The organism is Janthinobacterium sp. SUN176, assembly GCF_030587335.1.
Lineage (GTDB): Bacteria > Pseudomonadota > Gammaproteobacteria > Burkholderiales > Burkholderiaceae_D > Janthinobacterium > Janthinobacterium kumbetense.
In genome coordinates this window covers 3377218-3396719 of record NZ_JAPWIA010000001.1, presented here as the reverse complement: position 1 = coordinate 3396719, position 19502 = coordinate 3377218, and the positions used below count along the sequence as shown (strand labels likewise).

General features: G+C 66.9%; 14 protein-coding genes. 3 read left to right on the top strand and 11 right to left on the bottom strand.

Going from position 1 to position 19502, the window contains the following annotated elements; genetic code table 11:
• Nucleotides 1-36 precede the first annotated feature (36 nt).
• Complete coding sequence (locus O3299_RS15335) at nucleotides 37-1662, top strand: methyl-accepting chemotaxis protein (RefSeq protein ID WP_305062629.1); 1626 nt, start codon at nucleotides 37-39, stop codon at nucleotides 1660-1662.
• Here the strand turns inward: O3299_RS15335 and O3299_RS15330 are convergent.
• A complete protein-coding gene (locus tag O3299_RS15330) occupies nucleotides 1659-3824 on the bottom strand; it encodes a TonB-dependent siderophore receptor (protein WP_305062628.1) in 2166 nt (721 codons plus the stop codon). The two genes, O3299_RS15335 and O3299_RS15330, sit on opposite strands and share 4 nt — an antisense overlap.
• Before the next feature lie 407 nt (nucleotides 3825-4231).
• Between O3299_RS15330 and O3299_RS15325 the strand changes: the two genes are divergently transcribed.
• Complete coding sequence (locus O3299_RS15325) at nucleotides 4232-6046, top strand: bifunctional diguanylate cyclase/phosphodiesterase (protein ID WP_305052996.1); 1815 nt, start codon at nucleotides 4232-4234, stop codon at nucleotides 6044-6046.
• On the opposite strand, the gene O3299_RS15320 is transcribed toward O3299_RS15325, so the two are convergent.
• The 10 genes from O3299_RS15320 to O3299_RS15275 all read right to left on the bottom strand — a co-directional run bounded on the left by O3299_RS15320 (nucleotide 6037) and on the right by O3299_RS15275 (nucleotide 17697).
• The gene (locus tag O3299_RS15320; protein WP_305062627.1) at nucleotides 6037-8487 is read right to left on the bottom strand and encodes a TonB-dependent receptor; all 2451 of its coding nucleotides are present in this window, start codon (nucleotides 8485-8487) and stop codon (nucleotides 6037-6039) included. The genes O3299_RS15325 and O3299_RS15320 overlap by 10 nt on opposite strands.
• A gap of 77 nt (nucleotides 8488-8564) precedes the next feature.
• The gene (locus tag O3299_RS15315; protein ID WP_305062626.1) at nucleotides 8565-9518 is read right to left on the bottom strand and encodes a FecR domain-containing protein; all 954 of its coding nucleotides are present in this window, start codon (nucleotides 9516-9518) and stop codon (nucleotides 8565-8567) included.
• Nucleotides 9515-10057 (bottom strand): sigma-70 family RNA polymerase sigma factor, encoded by a 543-nt coding sequence (locus O3299_RS15310; protein WP_305062625.1) that lies wholly within the window; start codon nucleotides 10055-10057, stop codon nucleotides 9515-9517. The genes O3299_RS15315 and O3299_RS15310 overlap by 4 nt, the downstream gene beginning before the upstream one ends.
• A 122-nt stretch (nucleotides 10058-10179) precedes the next feature.
• Nucleotides 10180-10533: a DUF3325 domain-containing protein gene (locus O3299_RS15305; protein WP_305062974.1), complete on the bottom strand. Its 354-nt coding sequence runs from the start codon at nucleotides 10531-10533 to the stop codon at nucleotides 10180-10182.
• Entirely contained in the window at nucleotides 10533-12161 is a 1629-nt protein-coding gene (locus O3299_RS15300) for a PepSY domain-containing protein (RefSeq protein ID WP_289903803.1), read from the bottom strand. Before O3299_RS15300 ends, O3299_RS15305 begins: the two co-directional genes overlap by 1 nt.
• Nucleotides 12158-12496, bottom strand: a complete 339-nt coding sequence (locus O3299_RS15295; RefSeq protein WP_305062624.1) for a DUF3649 domain-containing protein — start codon at nucleotides 12494-12496, stop codon at nucleotides 12158-12160. The genes O3299_RS15300 and O3299_RS15295 overlap by 4 nt, the downstream gene beginning before the upstream one ends.
• 2 nt (nucleotides 12497-12498) lie before the next feature.
• On the bottom strand, nucleotides 12499-13242 hold the full coding sequence (locus O3299_RS15290; RefSeq protein ID WP_305062623.1) for a DUF4198 domain-containing protein: 744 nt from the start codon (nucleotides 13240-13242) through the stop codon (nucleotides 12499-12501).
• Between the two features lie 376 nt (nucleotides 13243-13618).
• Entirely contained in the window at nucleotides 13619-16015 is a 2397-nt protein-coding gene (locus O3299_RS15285; RefSeq protein ID WP_305062622.1) for a TonB-dependent receptor, read from the bottom strand.
• 87 nt (nucleotides 16016-16102) lie between these two features.
• Nucleotides 16103-17212, bottom strand: a complete 1110-nt coding sequence (locus O3299_RS15280; RefSeq protein WP_305062621.1) for a FecR domain-containing protein — start codon at nucleotides 17210-17212, stop codon at nucleotides 16103-16105.
• Nucleotides 17212-17697 (bottom strand): sigma-70 family RNA polymerase sigma factor, encoded by a 486-nt coding sequence (locus O3299_RS15275; protein WP_289903810.1) that lies wholly within the window; start codon nucleotides 17695-17697, stop codon nucleotides 17212-17214. Before O3299_RS15275 ends, O3299_RS15280 begins: the two co-directional genes overlap by 1 nt.
• A gap of 168 nt (nucleotides 17698-17865) precedes the next feature.
• Here O3299_RS15275 and O3299_RS15270 point away from each other — a divergent pair, with 168 nt between their 5' ends.
• Entirely contained in the window at nucleotides 17866-19497 is a 1632-nt protein-coding gene (locus O3299_RS15270) for an alpha-D-glucose phosphate-specific phosphoglucomutase (RefSeq protein WP_305062620.1), read from the top strand.
• The last annotated feature ends 5 nt before the right edge of the window (nucleotides 19498-19502 follow it).

Genomic DNA, 19502 nt, shown 5'->3' with positions numbered 1-19502 from the left:
TTGTTGCCATCCTGTTCTTGCCGCCGGGAGAAACACATGCAACTCGCGAATCTGAAAATCTCCGTCCGCCTGGGTCTGTTGGGCGCCTTCTTCTTTCTTGCGCTGGTGTTCGTTGGCGCGCGTGGCTGGAGTGCGCTCGACGCGGCCAGTGCGCGCAGCGCGGACGCCATGCAGCGCTCCGTCGCCTTGACGGAAGCGGTCGACGCGGCGCGCAGCGCGCAGGTGGAATTCAAGATCCAGGTGCAGGAATGGAAAAACATCCTGCTGCGCGGCGGCGATGCTGCCGCCTTCCAGCGCTACCGCGAAGCGTTTGTCGCCAGCGGCGCGCAGACGCGCAAGGAATTGAAAAGCCTGCAGGTGATGATGGGCGCATTAAAACTCGACACGGCACCCGTGGAGCAGGCGCTGCAGGCGCACGACGCGCTGGGCGTGAGCTACCTGGCGGCGCTGCAGAAGTATGACGGCGCGCGCGCCGACAGCGCGCAGACCGTCGATGCGCTGGTCAAGGGCATGGACCGCGAACCGACGCGCCAGATCGACGCCATCGTCACGGCCATCGGCAAGCAGTCGCACGCCCTGATGGCGCAGATGAAGGAGCAGGATGATGCCGCGCACCGCAGCGCCAGCATCGCCATGCTGGCCACCGTGCTGGTGACCCTGGTCGTGGGCTCCGTCACCGTGTGGTGGCTGATCCGCAGCATCACGGTGCCGCTGGGCGCGGCCGTCGGCATCGCCCAGCAGGTGGCGGCGGGCGACTTGCGCGCCGTGGTGGCCGACGGCAGCCGCGATGAAATCGGCGACCTGCTGCGCGCCTTGAAAGCGATGAGCGGCAACCTGGCCGCCATCGTGGGACGGGTGCGCGCCGGCACGGACGCCATCGCCACGGCGTCCGCTGAAATCGCCAGCGGCAACATGGACCTGTCGTCGCGCACGGAGGAGCAAGCCAGTTCGCTGGAAGAAACGGCCGCCTCGATGATCGAGCTGACGTCCACCGTGCGGCAGAATAACGACAACGCGGACCAGGCGCGCCAGCTGGCCGGCGGCGCTTCCGACGTGGCGCAGCGCGGCGGCGAGGCCGTGGCGCAGGTGGTGCAGACCATGAGCCATATCAATGCCTCGTCGAAGCGCATCGTCGACATCATCGCCGTCATCGACGGCATCGCTTTCCAGACGAATATCCTGGCCCTGAATGCGGCGGTGGAAGCGGCGCGCGCGGGCGAGCAGGGACGCGGCTTCGCCGTCGTGGCGACGGAAGTGCGCAACCTGGCGCAACGCTCGGCTGCAGCGGCCCTGGAAATCAAGCAGCTGATCGGCGAATCCGTGCGCACGGTGGAAGAGGGCAGCGTGCTGGCCGGCCAGGCGGGGCGCACGATGGATGACGTGGTGAGCAGCGTGCAGCGCGTCAACGCCATCATCGGCGAGATCGCCGTGGCCAGCGTGGAGCAGCGCGACGGCATCGAACAGATCAGCATCGCCATCAGCCAGATGGATGGCGTGACGCAGCAGAACGCGGCCCTGGTGGAGCAGGCCGCCGCCGCCGCAGACGCGCTGCAGCAGCAGGCGGCCAGCCTGGCCGACGCCGTCAGCATCTTCAAGCTGCATGCGGCGCCGGTGCTGGCGTCGACGCCGGAACTGAAGCCGGGCCGGCTGGCGCTGGCTTAAAACGTGTACTTCGCCGTCAGCACGGCGCTGCGCGGATCGCCGAATGCATTGCCGCTGTCGATGCTGCTGATGGCCTGGTAGTAGCTGCGGTCGAAGACGTTGGTCACGCTCAGGCGCACGTCGAGCTGGCGGTTCACTTGCCAGCCCGCGTTCAGGTCGGCCACCGCGTAGCCGCCCTGGCGGATGGCGCTGTTGGTCTTGTAGATCTGGTTCTGTGCCCGTAGCGCGCCGCCGACGCGCCACGCATCGGACAGGCGATAGCTGGTGGACAGGCGCAGCAGGCGGCTGGGGCGCTCGGCCGCATAGCGCGCGCCGACGGCATTGCTGCCTTGCGCCTTGGCGTATTCGGCCGTGTTGTAGGTAAAGCCCGCGCTCACCTGCCAGCGCGGCGTCAACGCGCCGGACACGCTCAGTTCAAACCCGTCGCTGCGCACTTCACCGGCCGCCTCGGAGCAAGACAGCAGGCCGGGACCGCACTGCGTCAGCGGCAGCGCTGTCGCCAGGTTCTTTTGCACGATGCGGAACACGGCCGCCGAGGCGTTCAGCGCGCCGCCGAAGTATTCGCCCTTCACGCCCGCTTCCATGTTGATGCCCGTGACGGGATCGAGCAGCACGCCATTCCTGTCGACGGCGCTTTGCGGATTGAAGATGCTGGTCCAGCTGCCGTACAGCGAATGGTGGGCGTCGACGTCGTACACCAAGCCGGCATATGGCGTGACTTCCCGGCTCACCTTGTAGCCGGAGCGCGCGCCCGAAAACGTGTTGATGGCGCGATAGTCGTACCAGTCGACGCGGCCGCCCACCAGCAGGGCCAGCGGATCGGCCAGGCTGAAGCGGGCCGTCGTGTAGACGCCCGTCTGCTTCGTCTTGCTGTCCTGGCCATAATAGAAGGTGCCGATCGCGGGTTTCACGGGCGCGCCCGTATCCCAGCGCACGGGGTTGAAGGTGTAGCTGTAGTCGGGCACCGACTTGTAGCCCTTGTCCTCGGTATCGCGCGTGCGGTAGTTGGCGCCGAAGACGATTTCATGGCGGCGGCCCAGCAGGCTGAAAGGACCGGCTGCCTGCGCATCGACTATGCGCTGCTGGCGGTCGTAGACAAAGGCGTTGGCCGCGCTGAGGCGGAACAGATTTGTCTTCGGCACGCGGGCGATGCCCGTGACGACGGAGTCGAGTTCGTCCTGCAGCGCCTGCGCCGCCAGTTTGACCTTCCAGCCGTCGCCCAGCCGGTGTTCGAGTTCGGCGAACAGGCGCGTGTTTTTCTTGTTCCAGAAGGTCCAGTCGGGCGCGTTGCTGGCCGAGCGGTCGAGCGGCAGGAAACTGCCGTCGAGCGCCGTTGGCAAGCCGTACCACGTGGAGCCGGGATTGCGCTCGTCGTTGACGTGAAAGCCCACGCTCAGGGTCGTGTCGCGCGACAGGTCGGCATCGGCGGTGGCGTAGAGCAGGGCGCGCTTGTGGCGGTAGTTCGAGATGAACGTGTCGGTATCCTGGTAGGCGGCCACGGCGCGTCCGCGCAGGCTGCCCGCCTGGTTCAGTGCGCCGCGCGCATCGACTTCGCCGCGGTAGTCGTTGTAGCGGCCGATGCTGCCCGTGAGCGACACCTCGTTCTGCGCCGTGGGGCGCTTGCGCACGAAATTCATCGTGCCCGACGGGTTGCCCACGCCATTGAGCATGCCGGCCGCGCCGCGCAGGATTTCGACGCGGTCGTACATGGCCAGGGTAGCGAAACCGAGGGTGTCGCCGTCGGCCGACATGGTCAGGCCGTCTTCCGTGAAATTGCTGATCGAGAAACCGCGCGAATAAAAGCTGGCCCGCTCAGTGGCGCCCTTGTTCAGGCTCAGCCCCGGCGTGACATTGGCGATGTCCTCGACCGAGCGGATATTCATGTCGTCCATTTGCTGGCGTGTGACGACGCTGACCGATTGCGGCGTCTCGCGCACGGACAGGTTCAGGCGCGTGGCCGCGTTCATGCTGCCGCTGGTGTAGGAGCCGCTGCCTTCGGTGGTGGCCGAGGCAGCCTGCGCGTTGACGTGCACCTCGGGCAGATTCTGTTCCTGCTGCTGCGTCTGGCCAAGGGCTGGTGCACCCAAGGTGCCGAGAATGGCCGCGGCCATGAGGGTTGGCGCCAATGCGGCGGCCTTTCGCTGTGCGCTGTGTATTGTCATTGATTACTCCCGGTGTCGCGATGATGTGGTGGATGAAGCAGGCGGATGCCTGTTTCAAAATATGCGTCGCTGGGGGAGTGTTGCGCCTGGCTTGCCTGGCCATGCCGCTGCGGTCCTGGCGTGGGCGCAGGGACTCAGATGAATGGAGTTGACTCCCAAGAATGAGAATCATTCTCATTTTAGTGTTGCGCAGCAATTGTTGCAATAATTGGTGAGATTGTCTGTGGGAGGATTGCAACAGTGATCACGCCCCACCGTGATTGACACCAGTCAAGCGGCGCCCGATCAGGCAAATATCGCGCCGGAATTCTTATATTATTTCCTTTCCGCATGGTTCCGCGCCCGGCCGCATGGCGCGCGTTGCAAAGGAAAAGCATGTCTTCCACCTCTTGCCTGCCGGGTGACGCATGACGACGCTGCTGCTGGCGCTGTGCCTGACCCTGGCCGTGATGCTGAGCGTGCTGCTGGCCTGCCAGTGGCAGGCGGCGCGCACGTGGCGCCTGCGCCATGCGACAGGCGTGGTGCTGCAGGCGGCGCAGGCGCAGCGCATGGCAGATGCGCTGGCGCTGCTGCACGCCTTGCCTGCGGCCGTCGTCGGCACCGACCACGCTGGCGTCGTGCGCTACCTGAATCCCCGCGCCAGCGCCATGGGCGGGCTGTTCGGCGACGATGGCCTGGGCCAGCCCGTGACGCAGCTGCTGCCGCTGTTCCACGACGGCACGCCCATCGATGCGGCGCGCCAGGTGCGCGACTGCGTGGCGCAGCAGGAAGTGCTGGAAGTGGCGCGCGGCGCCGTGCTGCTGCGCCATCTCGACGGCAAGCGCATCGACGTGCAGTACAGCTGCGCACCACTGGCGCAGGGCGGCGCGGTGCTGCTGCTGCACGACGTGTCGGCGCGCCGGCGCGCCGAGCAGCAGCTGGAATTCATCGCCCACCACGACGGCTTGACGGGTTTGCCGAACCGGCTGCATTTCCAGATCCGCTTCGAGCACGGCATCGCCTACGCGCGCCGCCACCAGGCGTTGCTGGCGGTGCTGTTCGTCGATATCGACCGCTTCAAATCCATCAACGACAGCCTGGGGCACGACGTGGGCGACCAGGTGCTGACGGAGTTCGCGCGTCGGGTGCAGCAGTGCGTGCGCAAGGTCGACACGGTGGCGCGCCAGGGCGGCGACGAATTCATCATCCTGCTGACGGAATTGCGCACGGCGCACGATGCCGAGCGGGTGGCCGAGAAAATCGTCGGCGCCATCGCTGCCCCCTTCGTCATCGGCGAATACAGCCTGTCGGTGGCGGCCAGCGTGGGCGTGGCCCTGTACCCGGACGATGACGACGACGTCAATGCGCTGATCGAAAAGGCCGACCTGGCCATGTATGCGGCCAAGCGCCACGCGCCCGGCACCTGCCTGCGCTACGCGCCGCGCATGCAGACGCAATCGTATTCGCGCACCATCCTCGAGACGGCCTTGCGCCACGCGCTCGAACGCAATGAATTCGCCCTGTTCTACCAGCCGCGCATGGACTTGAAGACGCGCACGATCACGGGCGTGAAGGCGCTGCTGCGCTGGAAGCACCCGGAGCTGGGCCTGATGATGCCGCTCGACTTTTTGCCGGTACTGGAGGAAATCGCCCTGATCCTGCCGGTGGGAGCGTGGGTGATGGCCACGGCGGTGGAACAGGCGCGCAGGTGGATCGCGCAGGGGCAGATGCTGACGGTGTCCGTCAGCCTGTCGGCGCGCCAGTTCTACCAGCGCGACATCGCGCGCAATTTCGCCGCCGCGCTGGAAGCGGCCGGCGTGCCGGGGCATTGCATCGAGCTGGAAATCGCCGCCGGCATCCTGATCGACCGCAACCAGAACTGCGAACTGATATTGCGCCAGTTCCGCCAGCTGGGCATGGCGATCGCCATCAGCGATTTCGGCACGGGCGACGCTTCGCTCAATTACCTGAAACGCTTTCCCACGGATGCCGTGAAGATCGAAAAATGCTTCGTCGACGACGTGGGCAAGCCCGGCGGCGACGGCGCCATGGTGCGCGCCATCGTGGCGATGGCGCGCACGCTGGGATTGCGCACCATCGCCGGCGGGGTGGAAAGCGGCGAGCAGCTGGAACTGCTGGCCGAGATGGGCTGCGACGAGGCGTTTGGCTATTTCCTGGGCCGCGCCATGGCGCCCGAGGGCATCGAGGTGCTGCTCAAAAGCAGCGAAGCCATTCAGAATTGATAGCGCAGCGACAGCATGGCGTTGCGCGGATCGCCGTAGTAGCCGCCCATGCCCGTCGAGTAGTACTTCTTGTCGAAGACGTTATTCACGTTCAGGGTCGCCATCAGCTGCGGCGTGACCTGGTACTGCGCCATCAGTCCCGCCACGGCATACGCCTTCTGCGTGAAGCGTTCGCCGTTCGGCCCGCGGTCATCCATGTAGATATCGCTCTGCCAGTTCACGCCGCCGCCCAGCACCAGGCCAGGCACGCCCTGCGCCAGGCGCCACGTGGTCCACAGCTTGGCCATGTTCTGCGGCTGGTTGGTCTGGATGCGCTCGCCGGCGGCGTTGCGGATGCGGCTGTACGCATAGCTGGCCGTCAGCTGCCAGTCGGGGCGCAGCTGGCCCGATACTTCCACCTCGACGCCGCGCGTGGTGGCGCCCTTCACCGTGTGATAGGCGTAGGAGCCGCCGCCCGTGCCGATGATCCAGATGTTGCCCGGATCGGCTTCGGCCAGGTTTTCCTGCTTCAGCTGGAAGAGGGCGGCGCTGGTGGTGAGCTTGCCGTCGAAGAATTCGCCCTTGGCACCCACTTCGTAGTTCTTGCCTTCCAGCGGCGCCAGGAAGCGGCTGTTGACGTCGCGCTGGCTTTGCGGCGTGAAGATGCTGGTGTAGCTGGCGTAGGCCGACCAGTGCTGGCCCAGGTCGTAGACCAGGCCCGCATACGGCGTGATCTTGCCGTTTTCGCGCATGGCGTCGTACAGGTCCGTGTCGTTGAAATAATCGCTGCGGATGTCGCGCTTCCAGTACGACAGCCGCGCCCCGACAATCACCGACAGCGCGTCCGTCGGGCGCAGGCGCAGGGTCGAATACACGCCGCTTTCCCGCTCCCTGTCGTACGAGGAGCCCAGGCGCGTGTCGCTGTAGTCGGGCACCGGCATGGCGCCATGCCAGGCGTGGATATCCGGCACCGTGTAGTCGTAGCCGTCGAGGCGCCAGTTCGGGTAGATGGGGCCATTCGTCTTGAGTTCCGAGGCGCTCACGCCCAGCACCAGTTCATGCTTGCGGCCGAAGGCCTGGAACGGGCCGCTCACGTACGCGTCGAGCGAGGTCTGTTGCGGCTTGCTGTGCCAGTTGGCCAGCCACAGCTTCATGCCGCCGCCCGTCACGCGGTCCGGGTAGCCGTTGCCGGAAAAACCCTGCAGGGCGTCGTACTGGTTGCTGCTGCGGCTGACGGCCACCTTGGCGATCCAGTCGTTGTCGAAATAGTGGTCGAGCGTGGCGAACAGCATGTTCTGTTCGCGGTCATACGTGCTCCACGCGGCCGTGCCGTTCATCGAGCGGGGAAAATGGGTTTGCGAGCCGTCGGCGTAGAACACGGGGAATTCGCGCCCCGCGCCCTTGAGCTTTTCCTTTTGGTAGTTGATGCCGGCGCTGAGCACCGTCGAAGGCGACAGGTCCGCTTCGACGATGGCGTACAGCACGTCCTTTTTCTGCTGGTAGCGGTCGATGAACGAGCGCTGGTCTTCATGCGCGGCGACGAGGCGCGCGCGTACCTTGCCGTCCGCCGTCAGGGGCGTCGAGACATCGCCCTCGACGCGGTAACGGTCCCATGATCCCAGCTGCGCGCCGGCCGTGGCGGCAAACGTGCGGCCCGGGCGCTTGCGCACCAGGTTGATGGCGGCCGACGGGCTGCCCGTGCCGCTGATCAGGCCTGTCGCGCCGCGGATGACCTCGACGCGGTCGTAGATGGCCATGTCGTAGGTACGCGCTTCCAGGCTCTTGCTGGTCGGGATACCGTCGAACATGTACGACGTGACTTCGAAGCCGCGGGAAAACACCTGGTCGTATTCGCGCGTGCTCGACGAATGGTCCACCGTGATGCCGGGCGCCTGCAACAGCACGTCCTGCAGGGTTTTCAAGCCCTGGTCCTCGATCTGCTGGCGGGTGATGACGCTGACGGCTTGCGGCGTTTCGCGCAGCGACAGGTTCAGGCGCGTGGCGCTGGTCAGGCCCGCGTAGCCGCGCTTGCCTTCCGTGGTGCCGTCGCGCAGGGCGCTGGAGCTGACGGCCACTTCGCCCAGGGTGGCGGCGATCGGCGCGGCGGGCGAGGCAGCACCCGACTTGCGCAGCACATAGCTGCGTTCCCCGCTGGGCAGTGCTTCGAGGCCCGTGCCGGCCAGCAGGCGGGCCAGCGCCTGCGGCACCGTGTAGCTGCCGCTCAGGCCCGGCGTGCGCACGCCTTGCAGCAGTTCGGCCGCCGCGCCCACGCTCACCTTCGCCTCGATGGCAAAGCTGGCGATGGCGGCGGACAGCTCGCCCGCCGGCACGTTGAAGGCCGTTTGCGCGGCAACCGACGCGGCGGCGGCATCGGCTGCCATGGCCGGCGCCTGCGCCAGCGACAGCAGGAGCACGGCGCTGCCGATGGCGCGCGCGAGGGGAGTCAGACGAGGAGGGTGCATGGTCTTGCCTTTCCGGTGAGTGTCGTTGTAATACTCACAGGACAGGCAGCGGTGAAAAAAGGGGCCAATTTTGTAAGTTATTTTTTGCGGGCCGCGATGGTGACCCAGTACGGGCTGCGGTACAGCACGTCGACGGGCAGCATGCGCGCCAGGCTGTCCAGCACGGCGTCCGTGTCGTCGAGCTGGAAGGCGCCCGACAGGCGCAAGCCCGCCACCTGCGGTTCCACGCGCAGCAGGCCGGGGCGGTAGCGCGACAGCTCGAAGGCGAAGGCGTCGAGACGCATGTCCTGCGCCGCCAGCATGCCGCGCGCCCAGGCATCGGCTTGCAGCGGCGCTGGCACGGGCAGGCTGGCGTGGCTGGCGTCGAAGCGGCCCTGCTGGTTCGCCACGAGCGTGCGGACGGTGGCCGAGGGCGCGCGCGGCGTGATTTCCACCGCGTGTTCGAGCACCGTCACGCGGCTGCCGTCGTCGTCGACGCGCACGGTAAAGCGCGTGCCCAGCGCGCGGATGCGCCCATGGCAGGTGGCGACGATGAACGGGCGGCTGCCCGCGTGGTCGGGGCGCGTCTGCACCAGCACTTCGCCGCGGCGCAGGGTCAGACGGCGTTCGTCGGGGCCATACGCCACATCGACGGCGCTGTCCGTGTTGAGCACCAGGGTGCCGCCATCGGGCAAGGATATGTCGCGCCGCTCGCCCACGCCGCTGCGGTAATCGGCCAGTATCTCGTGGCGCGCCAGCAGCCAGGCGGCGGGCGCCGCCATCAGCGCCAGCAGCAGCTGCACGGCCACGCGGCGCTGCGGACGGCGCAGCACGGGCACGGCCAGCTCCGGCGGCAGCAGACCAGCTGTCTGGCTCACTTGCTGCACCCTGTTCCAGGCGCGCGCGTGTTCCGGGTCGAGCGCGCGCCACTGCGCACTGGCGGCCAGGTCGTCCGGCGTGGCCTGGCCCGACTGCTCCAATAAATACCATTCGACGGCCTGGCGCGCCACCTTGCGCGACAACAGAGGAGACGGTGGCGCGGCCGCGCTCATGGCAGCAGGTCCGGCGCCAGCAGCACGCATTCGGTCAGCGCCTCGGCCATGTAGCGCTTCACGGAGCGCTCGCCGATGCCCAGTTGCGCGGCGATGTCCGCATAGGCATGGCCTTCGATCTGCGCCAGGATGAAGACGGTGCGCACCTTCGGTTTCAGTCCGTCGAGCATGGCATCGACCGCTTGCAGCGCCTGCAGGATTTGCGCGCGATGCTCGGTCGATGGCAGATGCTGTTCGGGCAGGGCAGCGAGCGCTGCCAGCCACGCGCGTTCCAGCGACTGGCGCCGCAAGTGATTGATCAGCAGGTGCTTGGCGACGGTCGCCAGGTAGGCTTTCGGCGCGCGCAGGGCCGGCGTCTGCGGCTGTGCCGGGGCGCCGGCCAGCAGGCGCGCGAAGGTATCCTGCATCAGGTCGGCCGCATCAAAGGCATTGCCCAGGCGCCGCTGCAGCCAGTGTGCCAGCCAGCCGTGGTGCGCGCGGTAATGGTTTTCCAGCTGCGTGGGCAGCAAGGGAGAGGGCGCGAACGGACTGCCTGGCATGGTGGGGAAAACCTTAATGCAAATAAGAATTATTCTCATTTTAGCGTGCCAGGCGTGGCGGCGCAATGCGCTGTTGTTGCGCCGCCACGCATGACCGTCGCGTGGCGGCGCAGCCAGTCCCGCTACAGCACTGCCAGCGCGATGGCGGCCAGCACGGCCGCGCCGCCGATGAGGCGCGCCAGGCGCATGGCCTGGTGCGGCGCGTAGGGCAGCAGCCAGATCAGCAGCAAGCCGCAGCCAGTCAGGCTGCCGACCCAGTAGACGAGGCCGTAGCCGCCGCCGGCGATGTGCATGGCCCAGGCGAGGCCGGCCGCCAGCGCCAGCCACCCCGTCCACTGCAGGCGGCGGCGCAGCGGCGCGGGAGGTTCGGCGCCGCGTCCATGCAAGTCGGCGTAGTGGCGGTCCATCGCCAGGCACAGCGAGGACAGGCCTGCGTAGCACAAGGCAAAGACGAGGAAGTTCGACAGCAGCTCCATCACGCGGCCTCCATCGTCGTCGGCGCCGGCTTGGCGGCGGGTGCGGCCTTGGCCGCCTTCACGGGCAGCGGTTTCAATTTGAACGCCGCATACGCGAGGCCCAGGCCCAGCACCAGCACCACCAGGTCGAAGGCGGCCACCGCCACGGGGCCGCGGCCCAGGAACAGGGTTACGCCCAGGTGCGATTCGGTGGTGAAGACGTTCAGCACAGGCAGCGACGCCAGCAGGAAGGCGCCGGCGGCCAGCTGCATGCGCCACATGGCGCGCGACGGACGCAGCTGCGCGATGATGGCGGCCAGGGCCCAGGCGCCGAAGAAGCAGGCGATTTCCTCCTGCGGCCGGTCTTCCATCGTCACCGACAGCAGGCGGTTGGCCCAGAAATAGGCGCCGAAGGCGATCGGGATGCCGGCGATGGCGCCGATGTTGAGCGCTTCCACCAGGCGCAGGCCGAAGCTGGCGCGCTTGCCGGCGGCCAGCGCCTTGGCCTGTTTCTGGCGCGTCTTGACGGCCCACAGCAAGGCGCCCGTGGCGACCATGGCGCAGCCGGCCAGGCCGGAGAGGAAGAACAGGGCGCGCAGCAGCGGTCCGCCGAAACGGGCGATGTGCAAGCCATACATGACGCCGTGCGTGGCTGCCGCGCCGGGCAGCGCGTCGCCGTCGGTGGCCAGCAGCTTGCCGGACACGCCATCGAATTCCAGCGACGGCTGCTTCGACGACATGTCGCGTCCGGACGCGCGCGACAGCGTCACGGTGGCGTTGGCGTCGCCCGGATTATTCACGGAGATGCGCTCGACCTTGCCGCCGCCCCAGTGCTGTTCCGCCTGGCGCACGAGGGGCGCGAACGGCGTCAGCGGCGCGGCCACGCCGGCCGCCTTGCGCTCGTCCGAGCGGCCCGGGAAGGCTTCGGCGAAGAAGGCATCCTGGTCGCCCTTGTAGGCGGCCGTGGCGCCGGACGGCATGTACAGGAACATCAGGGTGACGAGGCCCGTGTAGGTGATCATCATGTGGTAGGGCAGGGCCAGCACGGCCGTCACGTTGTGCGCGTCCAGCCACGAGCGCTGGCCCTTCTTCGGCCGGAAGGTGAACAGGTCCTTGAAGATGCGCTTGTGCGTGACGATGCCGCTGATGATGGAGACGAACATGAACATGGCGCAGAAGCCTACGATCCAGCGGCCCCAGATGGCGGACATGTAGTGCAGGTCGAAATGCAGGCGGTAGAGGAATTCGCCGCCCCGCGTCTCGCGCGGCTTGGACAGCACTTCGCCCGTAGCCGGGTCGGCCTTTTCGCTATGAAAATTGCCGCGCCGTCCGCGTTTCTTTTCGCCCGGTTGCGACGGTTTGCTCCAGCCCAGCTGCGTGGCGGGATTGCGCTCGCCGGGCAGGCTGATGAACCAGCGCGTGGCGCCCGTGGCCCGCTCTTCCATCGCCTGTTGCGCGACCTTGGCCGCCACTTCCGTCGTCACTTCGCTGGCGGCGGCGCCATGCAGCTCGGGCTGCATCCACAGGGTGATTTCATTGCGGTAGTAGCTGGCCGTGCCGGCGCAAAACACCAGCAGCAAGATCCAGCAGACGAGCAGGCCGGACCAGGTGTGCAGCCATGCCATCGACTGGCGGAAACCTTCTTTCATGCGAGACTCCAGGATAGTGCGTCCATCCACTGCAGGATGGCGGCGATGACGGTGGCGGGGATCGCGAGGCCCAGCCAGGCGCGCAGGGCGCTGCGCGTGGCGAAGACCCACATCACGGCGCAGGTATAGATGGCAAACGACAGCAGGGTGGCCGTCATGACGGCTTCGGAGCGGGCCATGGGCAGGCTCACCGACAGCAGCATGGTGACCAGCGCGGCCAGCACGTAGCCGCCGACGATGGCCGCCACGCTGCGCGAAGCCACGCCGAGGCGGTACACGGCCCCGGCGGAGAGCCGCAGGCGCGGCATTTTTTCAGTGGTGGCTGGCGCTTGCATGGTCAGTCGTGATCCTTGCTCGGTGGCAGGGCCGGGCCGGCCGGCAGCGGCGTCACGCCTTGCGGCTGCACCAGGCTCAGGGTCGTCACGAACATGGCCTTGTCATAGGCTTGCGCGCCGCGCTGGCCGGCCGTCTTGTCCGTGTGCTGCACTTCCAGCACATAGGTGCCCTTCCATGGCAGCGGGAAGCTGACCAGGCCTTGCGCATCGCTCCACGCTTCCTTGCCCCAGCCCGACTGCACCACGGCGTTGACCTTGGCTTGCGCCAGCGGCTTGCCCTGGTAGCTGACCTGGAACTGGCCTGGTTTGCCGGTCGGCACCAGGTCCAGGGTCAGCGCGGGCGCTTGCGCCTTGCCGTCGGCGACCAGGCGCGCGGCCGGGACCCACACGGTGCGCGTGGCCTTGCCATCCTTTTTCTCTTCCCACGACGGGTAGTTGTCTTCCTCGACGATGATGCTTTCGCCGGCGCCCACCTTGCCATTCAGGATGAACGCGCCGGCCGTCTTGCTCGCCTGCAACGGCTGCGCGCCCTTGGCGGACACCCACGTCACGTTCTTGATGCTGAACTTGTCCAGCAAGCCGGGCGAGGCTTCGCGCAGGTTGTCGCCGAATTCTCCGAAGTACACGCTGGCCGCCTTGCCGTCCTGCTGCAGCCAGATCTGGTGCGCGCTGGCCGTGCCGGAAACGAGGGCCGCGCCCAGCAGGGCGGCGAGGGCGCCGAGGCGCGCGATGGAAGTGAGGTGCATGGTGTATGCCTTAGTTTGTGGTGAGAAACGTGGTTGTCGCAGCGGTGCAAAGTACCGGAAAGTGGCGGCGGCAGCGCCGGCCAGCGAACGTGCTCGCGCCATGAAACGACCTTTTTGCGTTATGGATATGGGAAGGCTTGCTTGGCAGGGATGCCTGGCTGGCGCAGCGTGTCATCCAGCTGCGCATCGGCCATGCCGTCCTGGCCGGTCGATGGCAGGCAGGACATGCGAGATGCAGACTCCGAACGGAATCCAAATGTGAATGAGAACTATTCTTATTATAGTGCGAGGTTGCGAGACATGCAAGAGTGTGATGTTGTAAACGCGCACGGCCACCGCAGTGACGCGGCGGCCGTGCGTGCGCGGGAGCGCGAGTTTACAGCTGGCCGCGCAGGGTCAGCATGGCGTTGCGCGGTTCGCCATAGAAGTTGGAACCATACGCGGCCCACACGCGCGTGTAGTATTTTTTGTCGAACATGTTGTTCACCGTCAACGACAGCTCCAGCGTGGGACTGAGGCGGTAGCCCGCCTGCAAGCCCACTGTGGTGACGGGGCCCTGTTCGAATTTCACGGGCCCGTTCAGGCGGTACATGCTGCTGACGCTGCGCAAGCCGCCGCCCACGCTGATCTTGTCGAGCGCGCCGGCGAGCCGGTAATTGGTCCACAGGTTGAAGTTGTGGCGTGGCGCGATGAAGGAATACAGTTGCGCTTTCTGGTCATCGCTGCCTTCGAGGGTGCGCGTGCTGGTGTAGGAATAGCCGCTCGTGATGTTCCAGCCCGGCAGGGGGCTGCCGCTCAGCTCGGCTTCCAGGCCCTGGCTGCGCATCTTGCCGGCGCCGATGGAAAACAGCGGATTGGCCGGATCGGGCATGTCGCGGTTCTCGTCTTCCATGCGGAACAGGGCCGCATGCGCATTGACGTTCTTGTCGAACAGCTCCGCCTTCAAGCCCAGTTCGAATTGCTGGCCCGTGCGCGGCTTCAGGGTTTGGCCTGCTGCGTCCGTGGTGGTCTGGGGCGAGAAGATGCGCGTGTAGCTGCCGTAGGCCGACACCTGCTTGTCGAGCTCATAGACCAGGCCCGCGTACGGCGTGAACTTGGCCCTGATGGTGTTGCTGACGTCGGTGACCTGGTTGAAATACGTATTGCGGTTGACGGCATGGTTGTCCCAGTGCGTCAGGCGCCCGCCCAGGTTGACGGCCAGCCGGTCCGTTGCCTGCAGGCGGGTGCGCGCGTACAGGCCGAACTGTTTGGTGCGGTTGTCGTTACCGTCAGTAAAAGTGTAACTGGCCTGGGGGATATTGTTATCCGGATGGTAGATGTTGATCGGGGTGACCTTGCCGCCGCCGTAGCGGAAATTCTTGTGCACCTGGCGGTAGTCGGCGCCCACGATCAGGTCGTGGCTGCGGCCGAACGCCTGGAAGGGCGTGGCCAGGTAAGCATCGAGTCCCTGCGTCTTCCAGTGGCTGCGGTAGCTCCAGGTTTTCAGGCAGCTGTCGCCCGTGACAGGGTCTGCCGAACAATCGGACCAGCCGAAACGGCGCGATGGTTCGTCCTGTTCGCGGGACAGGGCGGTCACCTTGAACTGGCCGCCGTTGTCCAGCTTGTGATCGAGTTCGGCAAAATATTCCGTGACCTTTTCCGTGATGTGGTTCCAGGCCGGGTCCAGGTAGGTGGAGCGGGGCACGTCGAGCAGGCGTCCGTCTTCATAGGCGGGCAGGCCGAAGGCGGGACGGCCCTTGTATTCCTGCCAGGTGACGCCGCCCGTCAGCACGGTGCCCGGCGCCAGGTCGATGGCCACGGTGCCGTACAGCAGCGGTTTTCCCGCATACACATGGTCTACGAAGGAGCGCCGGTGTTCATACGCGGCCACCAGGCGGCCGCGCACCTTGCCGTCCGCGCTCAGGGGGCCCGTCACGTCCGCTTCCGCATAGTAGCGGTCCCAGGAACCCGCGCTGAGCACGCCGCTGGCGGCGAAGGTGTCGCGCGCCCGCTTGCGCACCAGGTTGATGGTGCCGCCCGGATCGCCCGCGCCCTGGAACAGGCCGGCGGGGCCGCGCAGCACTTCCACGCGGTCATAGATGGCCAGGCCGTAGCCGGCCGACAGGTCGTTACCCGTGCTGGCGGGCGTCATCACGCCATCGACCTGCACCGAGTCAAGCGCATGGCCGCGCGAGTAAAAATTGCCGTGGTTGCCGCCCGTGCTGCTCGCTTCGACGGTGATGCCCGTCACGCCGCGCATGGCGTCGTCCAGGCTCAGCAAATTCTGGTCGTTCAGCTGCTGGCGCGTCAGCACGGAGACGGACTGGGGAATGTCGCGCAGGCTTTGCCTGCCCTTGCCGATGCTCACCGCTTGCGCCGCATACGACTTCGTCAGCTCGGTATCGATGGTCGCGTCCTGGCGCGCGCTGACGGTGATTTCCGCCAGGGTCGCCACCTTGCCCGTGGCGGCGGGCGCCGGGCGGATGATGACGCTGTTGCCGTCGATGCTGGCGGCCAGGCCGCTGCCGGCCAGCAGGCGCTCCAGGCTGTCGGCCACGCTCAGGGTGCCGCTGACGGCGGGCGCCGTCTTGCCGGCCACCAGTTCCGGCGCAAACAGCAGTTGCAGATTGGCTTGCCGCGCCAGCTCATTCAGGGCTTGCCCCAGCGGTTGGGCGGCGATGGCCAGTTTGACGGGGGACAAGGTTTGCGCCTGTGCCAGGGGGATGTTGCCCAAGGCCAGCATGGCGGCCAGGGCGAGGGGAGCGGGTGTCAGATTGAGGCGGGGGGACCACATGTTGCATTTCTCCAGGTTAATTTATTGTCGATTAACTTGGTAGACGCAGCAGCGGAGAAAACCCTCACCTGCGAATGCGAATTATTTTCATTTATTTTCTTGCAGGTGCATGGCCGGCGCCTGCGCGGCAGCTTTCGGCGCCATGCCGATAGTGCTGACGGTGCCGCTGCGGACGATCTGCACGGGCAAGAGCTGCGGCAGGGCGGCGGCGAAACGGTCCAGCTGGGTCAGGCTGAAGCTGCCGCCGATGCGCAGCCTGGCGACGGCGGGATCGCGCACGACGAAGCCCGTGTCGCCATAGCGTTCGAACTCGGCCAGCGCCGCGCCCAGCGGCACATTGTCGAAGGTGATCCTGCCGTCGCGCCACGGCGCCACGCTGCCCGGGGCCAGGCTGGCGATGGCCGACAGGCGGCCGCTGGCATCGCTGCTGACGCCCTGGCCTGCCCGCAGGTCGACCCGGTCTTGCCGCGCACCCGCCACACGCACCTGGCCATGCTGCACGGCCACGCGCAGCTTACCGTCGTGCTCGAGGGTATTGCGCACGGAAAACTGCGTGCCCACCACCGTCACTGTCAGGGGACCGCTGAGCACGTCGAAGGGCTGGCCCTGCTTCGATTGCACCTGGAACAGCGCTTCGCCGTGCGCCAAGCGTACTTCGCGCCGCTGGCGGTACAGGGTGACGTGCAGCTGCGTGGCCGTATCGAGCTGCAGCTTGCTGCCGTCGGGCAGCGCGACGGCCAGGCGCTGGCCGCGCACGGTGGCATACGACTGGCTGAATACGGCTTGCTGTTGCCACCACTGGTAGCCGCCCGCGCCCACGCTCAGCAGCAACATGGCGGCGGCCGCATACGGCAGCGCGCGCAGCCAATGACGGCGCGGCGCCTGCGGTGTCACGTGCGTTGCGGCTGGCGGCACTGCCCAGCGCGCGGCGACCTGCGGGGGAATCCGGCGCGCCACGCGGTGCGTGCTTTGCAGTTGCGCGTAGGCTTCGGCATGGGCCGGATCGGCCGCCAGCCAGGCGGCAAACGCCGACTGGCCCTGTGCATCGAGGTTGCCGTGCCGGCTGAACCAGGTGGCAGCCGCCAGCGCCACGCCATCTTGCGTGGCGGCAAAGTCGGCGTACTCGCGCAAGTCCGCCTGCTCCTGGGCAGAGGGGCCGAAATCATGGCGGGGCGAGTGGGCGGTCATGGGCGCCATTATGTGGCTTCCCGCAAAGAATGCAACTGCGCCTGGCAACTGAGCATGCCGCGCGCGATATGTTTTTCCACCATGCTCACGGAAATGCCCATGCGCGCGGCGATTTGCGCGTGCGGCAATTCCTCGAACACGTGCAGCACGAAGGCGTCGCGGCAGCGGGGCGGCAAGGCGTCGATGGCGGCCACGCAGGCTTGCCAGTCCTGGCTGCTTTCCAGCGCCTGTTCCGGCTGCAGATGACGGGGGGCGGCCGGATGCGCGGCCTCCGGCAGGGCGTCGAGCTCCTCGTGCTGGCGCAAGGCGGCGCGGCGGTGCTTGTCGATCAGCAGGTTGCGCGCCGTGCGGTACAGCAGCGCGCGCGGTTCGCGCACGGCCGCTTCGCCCAGCACGCGCGCATAGCTTTCCTGCACCAGGTCGGCAGCGGCCTCGCGGTTGCGCAAGCTGCGCCAGCAAAAGTTCAACAGTTCTTGGTAATAGCGTGCAACCACGGCGTCCGATGTATGAGTCCGCAGCCAGGAATGCCGCATATGAGAATGATTCTCATTATATGTCATGCCGGGATGTGGTGCTAAGCGGCTTGGCGCACCGTGGCAGATGTACAACGCTTTGCCGCTTGCCTGGCATGCGTTAACATGGGAAGTTAATATGGAGGCAAGATGGCTATACAAATCATCAATACGGCGCCGATAGCCGGCCAGCGGCCCGGCACTTCGGGCTTGCGCAAGAAGGTGGCTGTCTTCAGCGCACCGCAATACCTGGAAAATTTCGTGCAGAGCGTTTTTGACACGCTGGGCGACTGCCGCGGCCAGACCCTGGTGCTGGGCGGCGACGGCCGTTATTACAACCGCGCGGCCATCCAGACGGTGCTGCGCATGGCGGCCGCGCACGGCTACGCGCGCGTGCTGCTGGGACAGGGCGGCATCCTGTCGACGCCGGCGGTCAGCTGCGTCATCCGCAAGCATGGCGCCAGCGGCGGCCTCATCCTGTCGGCCAGCCATAACCCGGGCGGACCCGACGGCGATTTCGGCATCAAGTACAACATCGCCAATGGCGGCCCGGCGCCCGAAAAAGTCACCGAGGCCATGTTTGCGCGCACGCAAACGATCACCGAATACCGCATCAGCGACGCTGCCGACATCGACCTCGATACCCTGGGAGTGGTGTGCATCGAACAGATGACGGTCGAAGTGATCGATCCGGTGCTCGATTACGCGGAACTGATGCAGCAGCTGTTCGACTTCGACGCCATCCGCGCCCTGTTCGCGGGCGGCTTGCGCATCTGCTTTGACGGCATGCACGCCGTTTCCGGCCCGTATGCGACGGCCATCCTGGAAGGCATGCTGGGCGCGCCCAAGGGCAGCGTCATCAACGGCGTGCCCCTGGAAGACTTCGGCGGCGGCCACCCGGACCCGAATCCCGTCAACGCGCAGGAATTGATCGCCATCATGGCGGCCGACGATGGGCCCGACTTCGGCGCCGCCTCGGATGGCGACGGCGACCGCAACATGATCGTCGGCCGCCGCTTCGACGTGACGCCCTCGGACAGCCTGGCCATCCTGGCCGCCAACGCCACCGTGGCGCCCGGCTACCGCGCCGGGCTGAAAGGCATCGCCCGCTCCATGCCCACGTCGGGCGCGGCCGACCGGGTCGCCAGCGCGCTGGGCATACCGTGCTACGAGACGCCGACGGGCTGGAAATTCTTCGGCACCCTGCTCGACGCGGGCCTGGCCACCCTGTGCGGCGAAGAAAGCTACGGCACGGGCTCGAACCACGTGCGCGAAAAGGATGGCCTGTGGGCCGTGTTGTTCTGGCTCAACCTGCTGGCTGAGAAAAAGCAATCGGTGGAAGAGATCGTGCGCGCCCACTGGGCCACCCATGGCCGCAATTACTATTCGCGCCACGATTACGAAGACATCGACAGCGCCGGCGCGGCGCAGCTGATGCAGGCCGTGCGCGGCCAGCTGGCCGCCTTGCCGGGCCAGGCGCTGGGCGGCTACACGGTGGCGCTGGCCGACGATTTCAGCTACACGGACCCCGTCGACGGCTCGGTGGCGACGCAGCAGGGCATCCGCATCATCATGACGGACGGCGCGCGCATCGTGCTGCGCCTGTCCGGCACGGGTACCGAAGGCGCCACCCTGCGCCTGTACCTGGAGCGCTACGCAGCCGATCCGGCGCAGCATGACTTGCCGACCCAGCAAGCGCTGGCGGGGCTGATCGCCGTGGCGGAAACAGTGGCGCAGATCCGCGCACGCACGGGGCGCGACGGGCCGACGGTGACGACGTAAAAAAG